This window comes from Clostridium sp. AM28-20LB, from assembly GCF_003480665.1.
GTDB lineage: Bacteria > Bacillota > Clostridia > Lachnospirales > Lachnospiraceae > Otoolea > Otoolea fessa.
In genome coordinates this window covers 549877-565597 of record NZ_QUJN01000002.1, presented here as the reverse complement: position 1 = coordinate 565597, position 15721 = coordinate 549877, and the positions used below count along the sequence as shown (strand labels likewise).

The window sequence follows — 15721 nt, the reverse complement described above, 5'->3', positions numbered from 1 at the left end:
ACACATTGGAATTTCATTTTGACTCGGCTTCATAAGGGATTTAGATAGAAGCCGCAATCAGTCAAACTTCGACCTAAATGTTCTTTTTACTGTCTGTCTTTCCCATCCCACACACCATTTTCATCTACATAGTAGCCGTCCGGTGTCAGACGTCCAACATACAGGATGCCTTTTCTTCCGTCTGAGGTCGGGTGGAAATAGCACCATTTGCCGTCAATCAAGACCCAGCCGATCTGCATGCCGTGTTCCGGATCGAGGTAGAACCAGCCGTTGTAGTCTTCGTCGCGCATCCAGCCGGTCTTGATATAGCCGCTTTCATCGAACGCCCACCAGTTGCCGTTTACCTGCTCCCATGCATATGCAATGCCCGATGTGCCGCGTTTTTCTGCCTTCGGGTAGCTGCCGTCTGCGAAGCGGAGCCACCATCCGTGTTCATCCTGCATCCAGTGGCTCTTTCCGTCATTGGCCGTACTGTTGGCAGTTCCTGTGAGAATACCTATGCTGCTGTTGATTCTTCCCTTCACCGGATCCTGCCTGGTCGCTCCGCTGCCGGAAGACTTGTCACGTCCGGAGGAAGCGCTCTGGCTGCCTGATTGGTCTGGCTTATCGGAGTTATCTGGCTTATCCTCTGTCGGTGGAGCTGCCTTGCTGATTTCAAATGTAAGGGATGCCGGAGCCGGTGTGTTGTATCTGGATTCCCACGTATCAAATTCACCAAAATCAAACTCGGCTTTGATTGTGTGGGTGCCTACAAATGATTCTCCCGGCTTCGTCCAGTTGAGTATGGCTGTTCCATCTTCCCCAACCGGAACTATATCTGCATCCGGGGTTTCATTATCATAGAAACGAACATAACCCTGCAGCTTGTCCTGGTAAACTCCCTGCACTCTGGCAATGATGTCGAAATCTTCTTTCTCTGTTCCGAGAATTCCTTTCGCAAGCTGTACTCCGGTCGTCCGGTTCACAGCTGTTAAGGTAAGAGTGGGGGTTCCTTTTTCAATGGTTATGGTTTTCTCTGCCGATGTGCTTGTACCGAGATAATTCGTTCCCTCTGCCATGGTGATGCTTACCTTTGCAGAACCGACACCTTTGATGGTCACCTGTCCCTGTGCGTCCACGGTGAGAACCTTTTCATCCGAGCTTGTATAGTTCAGAACTCCATCTCCCACTTTCTTCACACCTGTCAGTGGAAAGCTGTCGTCTCCATAGGTTTTTTCTCCGGTCCATGCTTGCCGATCGATCGAAACCGAACCCTGTATCTGATGGATCGTTCCGGTCTGGGCTGGATATATGATACGGTAATTCTGCAGATTCACTGCACTCTCGCCTGTCTCAACCTTTGCCTCTGAGGAATCAATGGTTACCGTCTTACCGGTTCCGGCATTGGCATCTTCAAAGTTTCCTTTCAGACCGCGGATGGTATAGATTGGGCCCGGAGTTCCTATCGCTACCGTCGCCGCTAATGCGATGTCGGTATTTCCGTCATAAGGCTTTTCAATAGGTGTCGTAACAACTGCGGTCAACTCTTTCGGAGATATCTCCGGAATCACACTTCTTTTCAAACTATTTCCATACTGCCCTTCCGACGCTCCATCCGGTATAAATTCTGCCTGATATGCAGTGGTTCCCGTTACCTCCGGATAAATGGAGGAAGCGGACTTTCCGCTCTGATCCGCACTGAACTTCCATGTTCCTAAAACCGGTGATCTATTATAATTAACAACCTGAAATCCTTCTGCCAGCCGTACCGGAATCTCTGAAAGTGCCTGTCCATAGGTTCCATTCGCTTCAAAGGATACGTCGCCAGCGGGACCTTTGAACTGTAAGATATCCGGCGTTGTCACAGATAAGCGATCAGCCGACTTCGATGCAAAACTGTTGTCTGTTGCTTTCACGCGAAGGGTTATATAATAGGTGTTAGCCGGCTTCGGTGACGTAAACGTCTTCTCCGTCCGCCATTGAAGCTCACCAGACTCAGATTCAGCAATTCCATACTCATACTTGGCATCAGTCGGCTCGACAATTTTGATAGAGTTGCTGGTTTTCGTTATCTTTGTTATCTTATCCGGTTTTGCCGGTCTTACCGGAATCGTTATTGCGGCTGCTTCACCTGCTGTGGAACCTGCGGCTGCCTTTCGCACATACAGGGTAATCTCTCTCGCATTCTCCGGCTGATTGTCCAGAATTTTCGTCAGAGAAGCTTCGCCTCCTGCCCGGATCTTCGTCCAAGTTGCAGAATTCTCGGATTCCGCATATTCGAGCTCATACAGAGCCGTATTTTTCAGGACTTCCCTTTGATAATCAATAGAAGTCTGTTCACGCTCCAATACATTCTCATCTTTACCTGCCTCAACCTTTCCGGTAAATTCCACACCGCCAAAGGAGGCTTTCACTGCCTCCGAAGCCGGAAGGTACATATAGAGCTTTCCGCTGGAATCTGTCCGGACATCCTTAAAGCCGTAGGAGCTTTCTTCAATACTTGCATCTCCAACCAGTGTATTATTATCATAGATACCGGTCAGATCCGCTGTGGTGTAATAAACCGGGGTACCGTTCCCATCTTTTATTGTATTATTCTTCTGCCACGTTTTGTCTACCTGCTCCCAGCCATAAATGATCGGTCGCGGTATATATCTATCCGCCTCCTTCAAACAGATCGTTCCACCCGTAATCGTCACATCAGTTTGTACCTGTGTATTACTACTTTCTCCCATCCCAATATGTGCTACTTTCCTATACCCTGTCGTTTTTTTATCCAGACATATGGTACCACCGTCAATCAGCACCTTCGACGAACTATCCAAACCACTTCCGATGCAGGCTCCCCGTTCAGAATAAGCTGTAATCATTCCGCCATGAATCTCAATCTCTGCAGTTATCGCCGGTTTACTACGGGCATATCCAATACCACTTCCAATTCCGGCACCGTTCTCCGAGCTTGCATTCACCGTTCCGCCTTCTATCACGATTTTACCGGTTCTTTTCTGGCCATTAGCACTTCCTGTTCCGATTCCGGCACCACCACTACTTTTTGCAGTTACATCTCCTCCGCTAATCTGTATTTCTTTTACACTTTTACTTGCCGAAGCACCGATAGCCGCTCCGTTAGAAGCGGAAGTTGCAATTACAGTTCCCCCCTTGATGTGAATGATTCCTGCATCCTCCCCTCCATTTCCTCCAATTGCTGCACCAGTCTTGTTTACATTTGTCTTATTGAGCACCTCTATGGAGCCCTGCCGTTCCGGTTCCTTGTCAATCGTAAGCTTTGCACCTTTCGCTACACTAATGCCGGCAGGTGAAGAAAACTTCTCTGATTTATTAATCGAAATCATGTTTTCCCCTTCCAGATAGGTGATCACCTGGGACGCTCCGTTTATCTGAATCGGTGCGATAGCCTGTGCCGGTGTAATCGTAAGGTTATTTAATACGAGCTTTAGTTCACTGGAAGCTGGTGTATTCACGGAAAGATGATAATTCTTCACATTATTCCCAGATGAAGTGATCCGATAGCATTTAGCATAGGACTGGTCTATTAACTTCTCACTAACCACCTGATCAGAATCGGCTGCTTTTTTAGAATAGGAAATCGCCAACTGACCATTATCCACGTAAAAAGATATATCTCCAAGGGAAAGATCCAATTCTCCCTCCAGCGTCTCTGCCGCATTTAATACAATAATATCCGTTCCGGCAGCCTCTGCCTTTACCGTTTTGTTGTCCAGAGTAAATCTTCCGCCGGAGCTGCCTAAACCTGCAATACCTGTATTTATCACAAACTGGTAATTTCCGGCCGGAATATATGCCAGAGCATATGCATGATTGCCTGCTGCTGCATCGATTGTCAGCTTCCCGTCAAAGGCAAACTGACCTTCATTCTGCCTTAATTCCACCAGAGCTTCTGAAGCAGCTCCAGTCAGCCGTCCGGCTGTCAGGGATACATTCTCTGCCGCCTGCACCATGGATGAGTAGAAGTGGAACCGGACAGGATACAGGGGTTCTCCAATGGTGAGAGAAAGATTCTTTTCCTCCTCTGAGTTCATCGTGAGGGTTCCTGTTACTGTAAAGCTATTACTTTCTCCTTCCCCTCCTTCTTCCTGTACCTGAACCGATACCGGAACCACTCCGGACAGAGGCGTATACCAGCTGACTTTACCAGTCTTTATCTGATAACCGGAAGCTTTTTGAGATAAATAGGTTACTACATCCGGTGCAGCGCCGCCTTCACTTGCTTCTTCCCCGATCCGAGCCGTCAGTGTATAATTCTTATCGTCCCTCAAACGACCATCATGGATGGTCAGATCCATTGTCTTCTGGTAAGCGGCTTTTCCCAGCGTGACGGAGATGGTTTCATCCTTTCCTTTGTTTAGAACAACACTTCCCTCCATCGTCTTACCTGCCCCGCCACTGGAAGACTTCAGATCTACAACCATCTGCATATTCCCGGAATAGCCCATCCACCGGATTATATCCGGTATCGTTCCCCTGAATTCTGAGACAGTCATCTGAGTGCTTGTTTTATAAACCGGAGTTGTTCTTTTTGTATCATCCTCCCGATACAGGGATATGTCAGCCTGATAGGTTCCATCAGCTAGCTGGTTATCATACGCGGTGATCCGGAATGTTTTTTTCCCGTAGATACATTCTCCCCTGGGAGCAATGGAGCTTTCAACCGGCAGCTCTAACTGCACCTCCTCGGAAATAGTGATACTGCCGCCTTCCATGCCATTTCCATTAAGAGGCCTTAACACTCCATAACCAATATTTCCTCCCGTTACCTCCACAGATCCACTTAATATCCGGATATCGCCACAGGATAATATTAAACCACTCACTCCATTCCATCCGCTGCCGATGGCAGCTCCCATGTATCCCTTCGTACTATCCTTATAAGAAGATACGGTTATATCGGGAGCTTCGCCTTTCGTCCCGCCGATCACGATCGTGTCTACCCTTCCACTCATTCCGCCTCCGATTCCGGCTCCTGTCTGCTTTCCTCCTTCTGCGGTTATCGTTCCACCCAGTATTTTAATGGTTCCGCCGATTCCATAGCGACCGGTTCCGATTCCGGCTCCTCCATAATAATCCTGCGTTTTGGGAATCTGATAAGCTCCACCTTCAGCTGTAATGCTTCCGCCCTTGATTATAATCGTTCCTGTCCTACAGTTCTTATCTGCACCTTCGTCACTTGTTGTTCCTTTTCCTCCGATACCGGCGGCCCCATAGGCACCTCCCACTGCCTTCAGTCTTCCGGTACTATTCTCCGTAATAACCAGTTTTGCTCCTTTTCCCACCTCAATTCCGGCTCCCTCATCCAGTCCCACAAGTGTATTGGTTCCTTCTAAGGTCAGATTCAGCTGGGCATTGCCTTTCAGGTAAATACCGGCCAGATTCCATCCCCTGACTCCATCAGATTGGATCGTTACATTTTTAATAGTCAGATCGACCGTAACATTATCAATTATGATGCCGCCCTTAATGTCTTGAGAATTATACGGCCGCGTGGTAGGGCAATATCTGCCGGTAATGGTTATTCCGTTAAACTTATTTTGGTTAGCACTATTAATGCGCAGCGGCTCATTATTCAGATCATACTCCCCGCCTGCCAGAGTCATCAGCTGCATCTCTCCTACGAGAACGCAGATTTCCGGAAGCTCTGCTTCCTCTCCCAGTGAATATTCCTCCGGCAGAACCGGTGTGTAGACATAGGCACAACCGTTGTAGTCCTGGTTTGCCTCATAATAGCCATTCCAAGTCTTATCGGAGGTTTCGATAGGCTCTCCGTCCTCGTCAAATTCTTCGAAATAGTCTTTTTCGGAAATGCCGCCGTGAAACTCCGGGAGGTCACTCTGCTCTTCGTCCAGTTTCCAGGTTATGCCGGAAATCTGACAGACTGCCGTTTCCGCATCTGTATCTTTCTCTGTGCCCTTATCTACTGCTTCCACCAGATGCACGTTCTGGCTGTCTTCCGCCAGCGTTTCATCCGCCTCTTCCACCTCAACCTCCAGTGTATCCGGAAGGATGATATCGCTTTCTTTGGCACCCAGAGGGAGCTTCTGCACCGCAACTGCCTCATCTAACTCCGAAAATCCGATGATTGCCGGACCTTTTTCTTCTGGAAGCACCGTCACCTCGATGCTTGGCAAAAAGCCGGTATCCAGTTCATAGCGGCTGCTTTTCAATTCCGCATCAAACACATAGATACCCGGTGTTTTTCCATCGTATGTATCTTTCTCACTAAATGTCTCATCCAGCACCCAGCGGACCTTGACTTCCTTCCAGTTTTTATCGGTTTTCGTCCCGTCCGCATCGGATGGGGATGCTTTCTGCCCAGTGTCATCCACCCCTATTTCCGATTTTTCTATAACATCTGCCTCAGATGGGGACGCTTTCCGAACTGTACCATCTGTTTCAGATGAAGAAAGTGTCTGAGACCTTTTTTCTGTTTCCACTTCACCGTCTCCGCTTTGAAGCTCCGACGGCGTAGCAATCTTTTCCGCACCGTCTTTATCTTCTGAACCATCTTCTTCATCCGATGCTTCTTCTGCCAAAACCCGCACTTTCAGCTTGCCCGGCAGCTCCAGATCCTTATATTTCGTTCCATACGGAACCTCCTGATGCAGGATTTCATCCGAAAGCTCCTTCACTTCCTCGATATACTGCACCGAACTGCCTGCCAGCACCTGCGGGTGCCAGTCACACGTATTCCATATCATTACCGCCGCCAGCGCCGCTGCCAGGGCACGCTTATATTTCTTTTTCATGCTGTTTTCCCTCCATCTATTCTGAACAAATTTGTCTATTTCAGTCTGTTTTCCACCTAAACAAAATACTCTTTCTTCCGATCCAGCAGGCTTTCGCTGCACGCCGCCAGAAGTTCTTCTAATTCTTCTTTTTTCGTCGGAAATACCCCAAATGCGGTCACATGGAGCCGCCAGGATTCAAGGGCATTGTCCCGGCCGGAAAGCCAGATTAAGGATGCCGCCGGGTTATTTTCCCGAATTTTTTCTACGATTTCCACTCCCTGTCTGCCCTGCACGGACGCCAGCATAATGAGGTAGGGATTCCCCTTTACAAAGTGCAGATATGCGTCCAGATCGCTGATATACGTGTGAATCATCGGCCATCTGCGGTTTTCAGTCAAAATTTCACACAACATTTTTTCCAGACCTTCAATGTCGGTCAGTTTTTCTCCATACATCACTACCCGTACCATATCCCACCTGCCTTTTTTGATTTGTTACTTTTCACACACAGCTACTTTGATTTTTCTGTAACGATATTTCATTTACATTTCGGGTCATAACTTTTATACTATAAACATACCAAATGAGCGATTTACTGAAAACCACATCGACGCAAACGGTCAAACCTCGACCTAAATGGTCACGGTTTTGAATAAAGGAGGCGGTTGAGCTTTGATGCATTTTGCGATTGTTGAAGATTTGAAGATAGATCAGAATCATCTGATTCATTTGATACAGGAGAACTTGGAGAAGCACGGGGAAACGGCGCACTTTGACTGCTACGAGAGCGGCGAGGCATTTCTGGAAGCGTTCCGTCCGGGACTTTTTAATGCGGTTTTTATGGATATTATGCTGGACCGGAACGGGCGCAATGGCATTGACACGGCGCTGGAGCTTCGCAAGCGCGAAAAACGTCTCCCCATCGTTTTCACCACATCGGAACGCGATTATTCGCTGCAAGGCTACCGTGCCCATCCCCTTGATTATCTCTTAAAACCGGTTGAGGAAAAGGCGCTTGCCTGGTGTCTCGATGAGATCCGGACATTTCTTGCCGCGCCTGCCTACATCGAAATTCAGGCGGCGCTCGGACGGGGACAGTCATCCACGCAGCGGATTCTGCTTGATGATTTTCTGTATGCGGAGACGCAGAACCACCGGCTGATCATCCACACCAGTTCCGGTGACACCGCCACACGGATTTCTTTTTCGGAGCTAATGTCGCTGCTCCCGAAGGGCAGACGTTTTTACATGAGCGGACGCGGGCTACTTATCAATTTTTCACAGGTTGCCTCGGTGGACGAGGACGGTTCTGTCCATCTGAAAAACGGCAGCTGCTTTTTCTGCAGCCGCCGGAAGAAAAAAGAGACAAAAGAAGCATTTGCAACCTACTTGTTTGACACATTGCGGAAGGGAGGTACTCTATGAACTGGTCTGTGTTTGGCAAGGCATTTCTCGTTGAAACCGTCTATTCCATTCCTTTTTTTATTTTATCGATTCTGCCATTTAAAAAGCAGCTTCGATTTCCGATTAAAATCCTGATTCTGTTCATTTTTATCGGTCAGCTGCTCCAGTCCTCCCTGTATACCTACCTGATCAGCCACGGTAAACCGACCCGGGTCACCGACACGGTATTTGCCTTCGTTTCCCTGGCGATCTATTTTTTATGTGTGAAGGCTAATTTCTGGAAACTTCTGTTTCTGGGAAACTTCATCCTGAATTATTTTGTCACAGTCCGGGGCATCTGTTTCTTTCTGGAAAGCCGTCTGTTCTACGATCCCAGCATTACCTATTATTCACTCCGCGATCAAAGCCTGCTGCTCATCTCGATTCTTCTGTTTCTGACGCTCCCTCTCGGGCTCAAATTTATGAAAAATGCCACGGAACGCGTTTTTCAGGTAGACAGCTCCGCATTCTGGCAGAAAGTCTGGTTTATTCCATTTTCATGTACCCTGATTATCTGCGCTTATAACTTTGATTTAAACATTGATACCGTCCGCAAGTTCCGTTTTATCCTCACGCGGCTCTGGCTCTTTGCCATGACAATTCTTATCTACTATGTCCTTTTGGAAGCGCTCAATGCAGTCCGCCAGCAGGCGCAGCTGGAAGAACGCGCGGCGCAGCAGGACACGCTCCTGGCGATGCAGTACACACAGTATCAGCAGCTTTCCCGCCACATCGAAGAGGTGCGGGAGGCGCGCCACGACCTGCGCCAGCACTTAAATCTCATCGAGCATTACCTGCAAAGCGGGAAAACGGAGGATCTGAATACCTACATCGAACAATACCGTATGACGCTTCCGCCGGACACTGCGCGGACCTGGTGTGAAAATTATGCGGTCAACACGATTATCAGCTATTACGGCGAGGAGGCGCGCAAGGCGTCAGTCGATTTTTCGGTCCGCATCCAGCTTCCGCCCTCTCTCCCGCTGGGTGAGCCACAGCTCTGCTCGATCTTCGGCAATCTTCTGGAAAATGCCCTCGACGCCTGTCGGGAATGTACAGACAGCGCGCCGTTTATCCGCATCTGCGCCCAGGAGGATGCCGGTCACATCGTGATCGCCGTTGACAACACCTGCTGCCATCCGCCGATCGAGGAAAATGGGCGGTTCCGCTCGACCAAACATGACGGGTTCGGCACGGGAACCGCCTCCATCCGTTCGATCGCCGAGCGGTACCAGGGTCTGGTGGATTTCCGGTATGAGGACGGGATCTTTTATGCATCGGTGATGTTGAAATTTGACTCTAAAATTTCTCACGGAAATCTTTGAAAAAAGATTGACTTTCATCGCGTCAGGACGCATAATATAAATAATAATCATTATCAATATTATTTAGAAGGATTGGAGTGTCGCTTATGAAAACCTTAAAATACAGCCGTCAGCGCGAATCGATCAAAGCCTGCCTGATGAGCCGGAAGGATCATCCGACCGCCGACGCCCTTTACACCAGCATCCGGGAACAGTTTCCGAATATCAGCCTTGGAACCGTTTACCGCAATTTAAACCTGTTAGTTGAGCTGGGCGAGATCCGGAAGCTGTCCTGCGGCGACGGCACGGATCATTTCGATTATGATACATCCCCACATTACCACTACGTCTGCCGCCAGTGCGGACGGGTCATGGATATTCCGATGGAAGCAACCAAGGAGCTGGAGACAGCCGCCAAAGAATTTGTGCCGGGAACGATCGACGACCATACCGTGTTTTTCTATGGGATATGCGATGAGTGTATGAAAGGGGAAAAGCACTAATATAGAAGCGGCTGATTTTGTATCGGAACAGACGGGACCAAATGAGCCGCTTCCCGATTTCTGCCATGCGCTGACCGGGTATGAATACATCACCAGTGAAAAAGTTCTGAGAATATCCAGGTTATCGATAAAAATGAAAAAAATAAGAATTATTTCTATTTTTTCATTGACAAACACAGGAATCTATGATATCTTAATATCAGTAATCATTACTGATTTCATTTAAGCCAAATAAACGATTTCGTTTTAAAAGCTCCTATGAAACAGAATGGTTGCAAGCAACTTTACTATCTATTTATTGTTTCTATAAAACACGAAATTAAAAATTTATTTTAGAAAAGGAGAATTGACTATGAAGAAATTTGTCTGTACAGTATGTGGTTACGTATACGAGGGTGAGGCTGCTCCGGAGAAATGTCCAGTATGCGGCGCTCCGGCTTCCAAGTTCAAAGAGCAGTCCGGCGAGATGACCTGGGCAGCTGAGCACGTAGTTGGTGTGGCACAGGGTGTCAGCGAGGATATTCTCGAAGATTTAAGAGCTAACTATGAAGGCGAGTGCAGAGAAGTTGGTATGTACCTGGCGATGGCACGTGTGGCTCACAGAGAGGGCTATCCGGAAATCGGTCTGTACTGGGAGAAGGCAGCTTACGAAGAGGCTGAGCACGCTGCTAAGTTTGCAGAGCTTCTGGGTGAGGTTGTAACAGATTCCACCAAGAAGAACCTGGAGATGCGTGTAGAGGCTGAGCACGGCGCAACCGAAGGCAAATTTGACCTTGCAAAACGTGCGAAAGCTGCTAACCTGGATGCAATCCATGACACCGTTCATGAGATGGCTCGTGACGAGGCTAGACATGGCAAGGCATTTGAGGGTCTGTTAAAGAGATACTTCAACTAATCTGAGTGAATGAATGGACAGCGCATTACGGCGCTGGTGAATAAAAGAGAACTGATGAGGGCGTATGAAAATGGAAAATTCCTTTTTCATACGCCCTGTTTATTTTATGCAGATTTGTTTTATGTCTCTGTTCAAAAAGACGCCAAAATCTTATCTACCGTCTCCTTCTCCATCTCCCCAATCGGAATCATCTCCGCCGGTACGTCCTCATATGGCAGCAGCGCTTTCTCATACCAGGTAACATCGTGCCATTTTCCGCTCTTATAACCGGTATTTTTGCACACGCCCATCGTCCGGAATCCGCATCCGTTATGCATCGCATCGCTCTTCACATTCGGACTTGTCACCAGACTGTAGACGGTGTGGATGCCCTGTGCCTTTAAAAGCTCTAAAAGCACCAGAAGCATCCGTTTGCCGATGCCCTTCGACGTCACCCGACTGTCCAGATATTCAGAAAGTTCCGCATTCCAACGGTACGCCGCGCGCTCAAGCTGCTTATGCCCATATGCATAGCCAATGATTCTGCCCGTTTCATCCTCGCAGACAATCCACGGATATTCTGCCGTGATCGCCCGGATGCGCCCCTCAAATTCCTCCAGGGACGGCAGCTCCGTCTCAAACGTGATCGGCGTGTCCATATATTGTGCATAAATTTCCAATATCGCAGGTGCATCGGCGATAGCAGCCAGACGCAGGCGGCAGGATGTATGGTCCATAAACTGGTTCCTCCCTATCATTTTCGGTCATTTTTCCTTTACAGGCAACTATATATGAATCTTCCCGTTTCGTCAACTATTCGCAACCAGATTCATGCCTGCCCGTGAACCCCCTCAATCCACCAGCTCATTCTGATGCCTCGATAAATGCTCATATGGCAGAATCAGCCGCCCCCGGTACAGCCCGCAGCCGTCATTGACTAGGTCATTGTTGATCGCCGAAAACATATTGACATCCACTTCAGCTAAATTGAGCGATACCAGGCGCTGACAGCGTTCATATGCTTCATCAAAATAAATACATGCACCTTCCGGTATCTCATCCCGCCTGGCCCGCTCGCCCTCCTGGCGCTTTTCATAGCTTAAATGATTGGCCACGCCGATCTCCGCGATATCGTCCATGTGCTTCGTGCGAAGCTGTACCTCCACATAGCTTCTGGAACAATTATCGTAAAACGTAATATGCAGAGACTGGTAATCATCCGAACTATTTCCGCAGACATAATCACGGTAGTACGGCCTTACCTCCTCATCCATCAACGGGGAGGTACTCTCCTTCACCCCGTAAGCCGGTTCCGCCGTAAACCCGCGTTCCTCCAGAAATCCCGGAAGTTCATTCGCAATCTGGTAGAGGTACCGGATATCTGCCTCCTGCTGCGATTCCCCCGGTTTCAGGTAACACTTCGGCAGTGAAATCACGATCCGGTACGCGATCAGGTCGCGGAAACAGCTCAATCTCCGCTTCAAATCGGAGATCGACGGAAATGCCTTATGTTCCGTATAACAGTCATAAATATATTCAACGATATATCCATTAAATTTCGCCTCCGAGCGGATCAGCGACTTGATTCTTCCCTTAAAATTAAATGCCAGAAGCGGATATTCCTTTGCCATATGAATATAAAATTCCCGGATCTTCTGTGACTGGGTCGTCAGGAAATCGTTGTGTTCTAAAAGTTCCCGGATCTGAATCAGGAAATTTGCATGTATCAGGTCTATCTCATTGTTTGTCTGTTTTGCCTCTGTTTTCAAATCCCGGCTGTAATTCTTTAAAATCTTAAACATCGTATCGCCGGAATACAGATAATCGTTTAAGGTCACCATGAGCCTCACCTCCCTGCTTCAGCAAAAAAGGGACGGTGCGTAGGATAACAATGCCCCAGATGCACCAGCCCCCTTATTTATAAAATAGAGCTATTTATTTTCCGTAAACCTTCTTGATCCGCTCCATTGCCTCTTTTGTATTCGCAGTCGTACCAAATGCAGTCAGACGGAAGAATCCTTCTCCATTCTTACCAAATCCGCTGCCCGGTGTGCCGACCACATTTGCCTTGGCAAGCAGATCGTCGAAAAACTCCCAGGATTTCATGCCGTTCGGGCACTGCATCCAGATGTACGGTGAATTTTCGCCGCCGATGTGCCAGATGCCAAGCTCTTTTAAGGTCTCGGTCATGATCTTCGCATTGGTGCGGTATACGTCCAGGTGCTCGCGGCACTGTGCCATGCCCTCCGGTGAAAGAGCTGCCTCTGCGGCGCGCTGTACCGGGTAGGAAACGCCGTTAAACTTGGTTGTCTGGCGGCGCAGCCACATCTTGCGGATGGAAGAACCACCGCGCTCTAATTCAGACGGAACCACGGTATAGCCACAGCGGGTTCCGGTAAAGCTTGCCAGCTTCGAAAGGGAGCAGAACTCGATCGCGCAGGTCTTGGCGCCCTCAATCTCAAAAATACTTCTCGGAAGCGCCGGATCTGCTACGAAGGACTCATACGCCGCATCAAATAAAAGAATCGCATCCTGCTCGTTCGCATAGTCAACCCACTCTTTTAACTGCTCACGGTTGTACACACCGCCAGTCGGGTTGTTCGGGGAGCAGAGATAAATAATATCCGCTTTCTGTCCCTTCGGAGGCATCGGAAGAAAGCCATTTTCCACATTGGCATCCATAAATACGATCTTTCTGCCTGCCATCACGTTCGTATCCATGTAAACCGGGTATACCGGATCCGGGATCAGGACCGTGTTGTCCGCATCAAAGAGATCGAGGATATTTCCGACATCACTCTTCGCGCCGTCGCTGATGAATATATCCTCCGCCGCCACCTCAACCTGAAAGGACGCATAATACTTCTGAACTGCTACGCGCAGAAAATCATATCCCTGCTCCGGACCATATCCATGGAACGTAGCCGCCTTGCCCTGCTCCATAGCTGCTTTTGCAAATGCGTCAGCTGCTTTCTGGCAGATCGGAAGGGTTACGTCACCGATACCCATTTTGATTACTTTTGCCTCTGGATGGGCTTTGGTGTATTCATCTACTTTTTTAGCAATGGTAGAAAACAGATAGCTTTCTTCCAGATTTTTATAGTTTTCGTTGATCTTCATACTTTATTTTCTCCATATTTTAAGAATTTTTTTCCTTTACCTCCAGAGCCGCTTTCACAAACTCCCTAAAGATCGGATGTGCGCGGTTCGGGCGGCTCTTGAACTCCGGATGGTACTGAACTCCCAGATAGAACGGATGTCCCGGAATCTCCATCGCCTCTACCAGCGTACCGTCCGGAGACTGTCCGGAAAAGATAGCGCCATGCTCCATATAAACTTCCCGGAACTTGTTGTTAAATTCATAACGATGGCGATGTCTCTCCTCGATCAGACCTTTTCCATACGCTTTCATCATCAGCGTATCCGGACTGATGCGGCACGGATATGCACCCAGACGCATCGTTCCGCCCATGTCAGCCAGATCCATCTGCTCTTCCATCAGGGCAATGACCGGATGCTTGCTGTCCGGCGCAAACTCGGTGGAGTTCGCATCCTCATAGCCTAACACGCCTCTGGCAAATGCGATCGCCGCGATCTGCATACCAAGGCAGATGCCAAAGTACGGGATATTGTTTCTTCTCGCATAATCCGCTGCCGCAATCATGCCCTCGATGCCTCGGATGCCGAAGCCGCCCGGCACGATGATACCGGTTGAACCGCCCAGGATTTCCGGTGCCGTCTCCGGAGTGATCGTCTCACTATCCACCCAGTTGATCTCCACCTGCGCGCCATTTTCCCATCCGGCATGGTGCAGGGATTCTACGATCGACAGATAGGAGTCGTGCAGTTTGACGTACTTGCCGACCAGGGAAATCTTGACTGTCTTGCGGCTGTTCTTGATGCGGTCCAGCATATGTTTCCACTCCGTCAGATCGCACTCCTGCGGCGCTTTCTCGATGCCCAGCTCGCGAAGCACGATCTTGGCAAGTCCTGCTTCCTCCAGCATGATCGGCGCCTCGTAGAGAACCGGAAGGGTCAGGTTCTCGATGACGCAGTCCTCTTTGACGTTGCAGAACAGTGCGATCTTGCGGAAAATAGACGGATCGTCCACCGGACGGTCACAGCGCGCCACGATGATATCCGGCATGATGCCGAAGGACTGCAGCTGTTTGACTGAATGCTGGGTCGGTTTGGATTTATGCTCGCCGGAAGATTCCAGATACGGAATCAGGGTTACATGGATGAAGAGGCAGTTGCTGCGTCCCGCCTCGCAGGACACCTGGCGGATGGCTTCCAGGAACGGCTGTGACTCAATATCGCCGGTTGTTCCGCCGATCTCTGTGATAACGATGTCCGCATCGGTCTTTTCCTGCACGGAATAGATAAATGATTTTATCTCATTTGTGATATGTGGAATTACCTGTACCGTCTCGCCCAGATATTCGCCGCGGCGCTCTTTATTTAACACATTCCAGTAGACCTTACCGGTCGTCAGATTAGAATAACGGTTTAAATCTTCATCTATAAAACGCTCATAATGTCCCAAATCCAGATCCGTCTCCGCACCGTCGTTTGTTACGAATACTTCGCCGTGCTGATACGGGCTCATGGTTCCCGGATCGACGTTGATATATGGATCCAGCTTCTGCGCTGCCACCTTAAATCCCCGTGCCTTCAAAAGACGTCCCAGAGACGCTGCTGTAATACCCTTCCCCAATCCTGATACAACACCGCCTGTCACAAAAATAAATTTTGCCATCTGCTTTTCCTCCTCTTCCTTTCTTTAAAATATTAATCCACTTTTTCCGTCATATATGATTCTGTCAAATTTTGCCTTCGCAAAAGATTTCAGCC

The 15721-nt window shown here is 48.8% G+C and carries 10 protein-coding genes; 4 read left to right on the top strand and 6 right to left on the bottom strand.

All coding sequences use genetic code 11. The features are described 5' to 3' along the window. Positions 1 to 86: 86 nt before the first annotated feature. Both DW739_RS07465 and DW739_RS07460 read right to left on the bottom strand, forming a co-directional pair. Positions 87 to 6761, bottom strand: coding sequence for a YDG domain-containing protein (locus DW739_RS07465; RefSeq protein WP_118742846.1), 6675 nt, complete (start codon positions 6759 to 6761; stop codon positions 87 to 89). Positions 6762 to 6817: 56 nt separating this feature from the next. Beyond that, complete coding sequence (locus DW739_RS07460) at positions 6818 to 7213, bottom strand: hypothetical protein (RefSeq protein WP_118742845.1); 396 nt, start codon at positions 7211 to 7213, stop codon at positions 6818 to 6820. Positions 7214 to 7418: 205 nt separating this feature from the next. On the opposite strand from DW739_RS07460, the gene DW739_RS07455 reads away from it, so the two are divergent. The 4 genes from DW739_RS07455 to DW739_RS07440 all read left to right on the top strand — a co-directional run bounded on the left by DW739_RS07455 (position 7419) and on the right by DW739_RS07440 (position 10888). Then, the gene (locus DW739_RS07455) at positions 7419 to 8168 is read left to right on the top strand and encodes a LytTR family DNA-binding domain-containing protein (RefSeq protein WP_118523899.1); all 750 of its coding nucleotides are present in this window, start codon (positions 7419 to 7421) and stop codon (positions 8166 to 8168) included. After that, positions 8165 to 9511 carry a sensor histidine kinase gene (locus tag DW739_RS07450; RefSeq protein WP_118742844.1) on the top strand — a complete coding sequence of 449 codons (1347 nt, stop codon included), beginning with the start codon at positions 8165 to 8167 and terminating at the stop codon, positions 9509 to 9511. Before DW739_RS07455 ends, DW739_RS07450 begins: the two co-directional genes overlap by 4 nt. 86 nt (positions 9512 to 9597) lie before the next feature. Continuing rightward, entirely contained in the window at positions 9598 to 9993 is a 396-nt protein-coding gene (locus DW739_RS07445) for a transcriptional repressor (RefSeq protein WP_118570539.1), read from the top strand. 352 nt (positions 9994 to 10345) lie between these two features. Next, entirely contained in the window at positions 10346 to 10888 is a 543-nt protein-coding gene (locus DW739_RS07440; RefSeq protein WP_107000650.1) for an NADH peroxidase, read from the top strand. Between the two features lie 131 nt (positions 10889 to 11019). On the opposite strand, the gene DW739_RS07435 is transcribed toward DW739_RS07440, so the two are convergent. The 4 genes from DW739_RS07435 to DW739_RS07420 form a co-directional block, all read right to left on the bottom strand. Continuing rightward, a complete protein-coding gene (locus DW739_RS07435; protein WP_118570538.1) occupies positions 11020 to 11604 on the bottom strand; it encodes a GNAT family N-acetyltransferase in 585 nt (194 codons plus the stop codon). 114 nt (positions 11605 to 11718) lie between these two features. Beyond that, a complete protein-coding gene (locus DW739_RS07430; protein WP_118570537.1) occupies positions 11719 to 12708 on the bottom strand; it encodes a guanosine polyphosphate pyrophosphohydrolase in 990 nt (329 codons plus the stop codon). A 94-nt stretch (positions 12709 to 12802) separates the two neighbouring features. Next, a complete protein-coding gene (locus DW739_RS07425; RefSeq protein ID WP_107000653.1) occupies positions 12803 to 13987 on the bottom strand; it encodes an LL-diaminopimelate aminotransferase in 1185 nt (394 codons plus the stop codon). Between the two features lie 19 nt (positions 13988 to 14006). Continuing rightward, positions 14007 to 15626, bottom strand: a complete 1620-nt coding sequence (locus DW739_RS07420) for a CTP synthase (protein WP_107000654.1) — start codon at positions 15624 to 15626, stop codon at positions 14007 to 14009. Positions 15627 to 15721 lie beyond the last annotated feature (95 nt).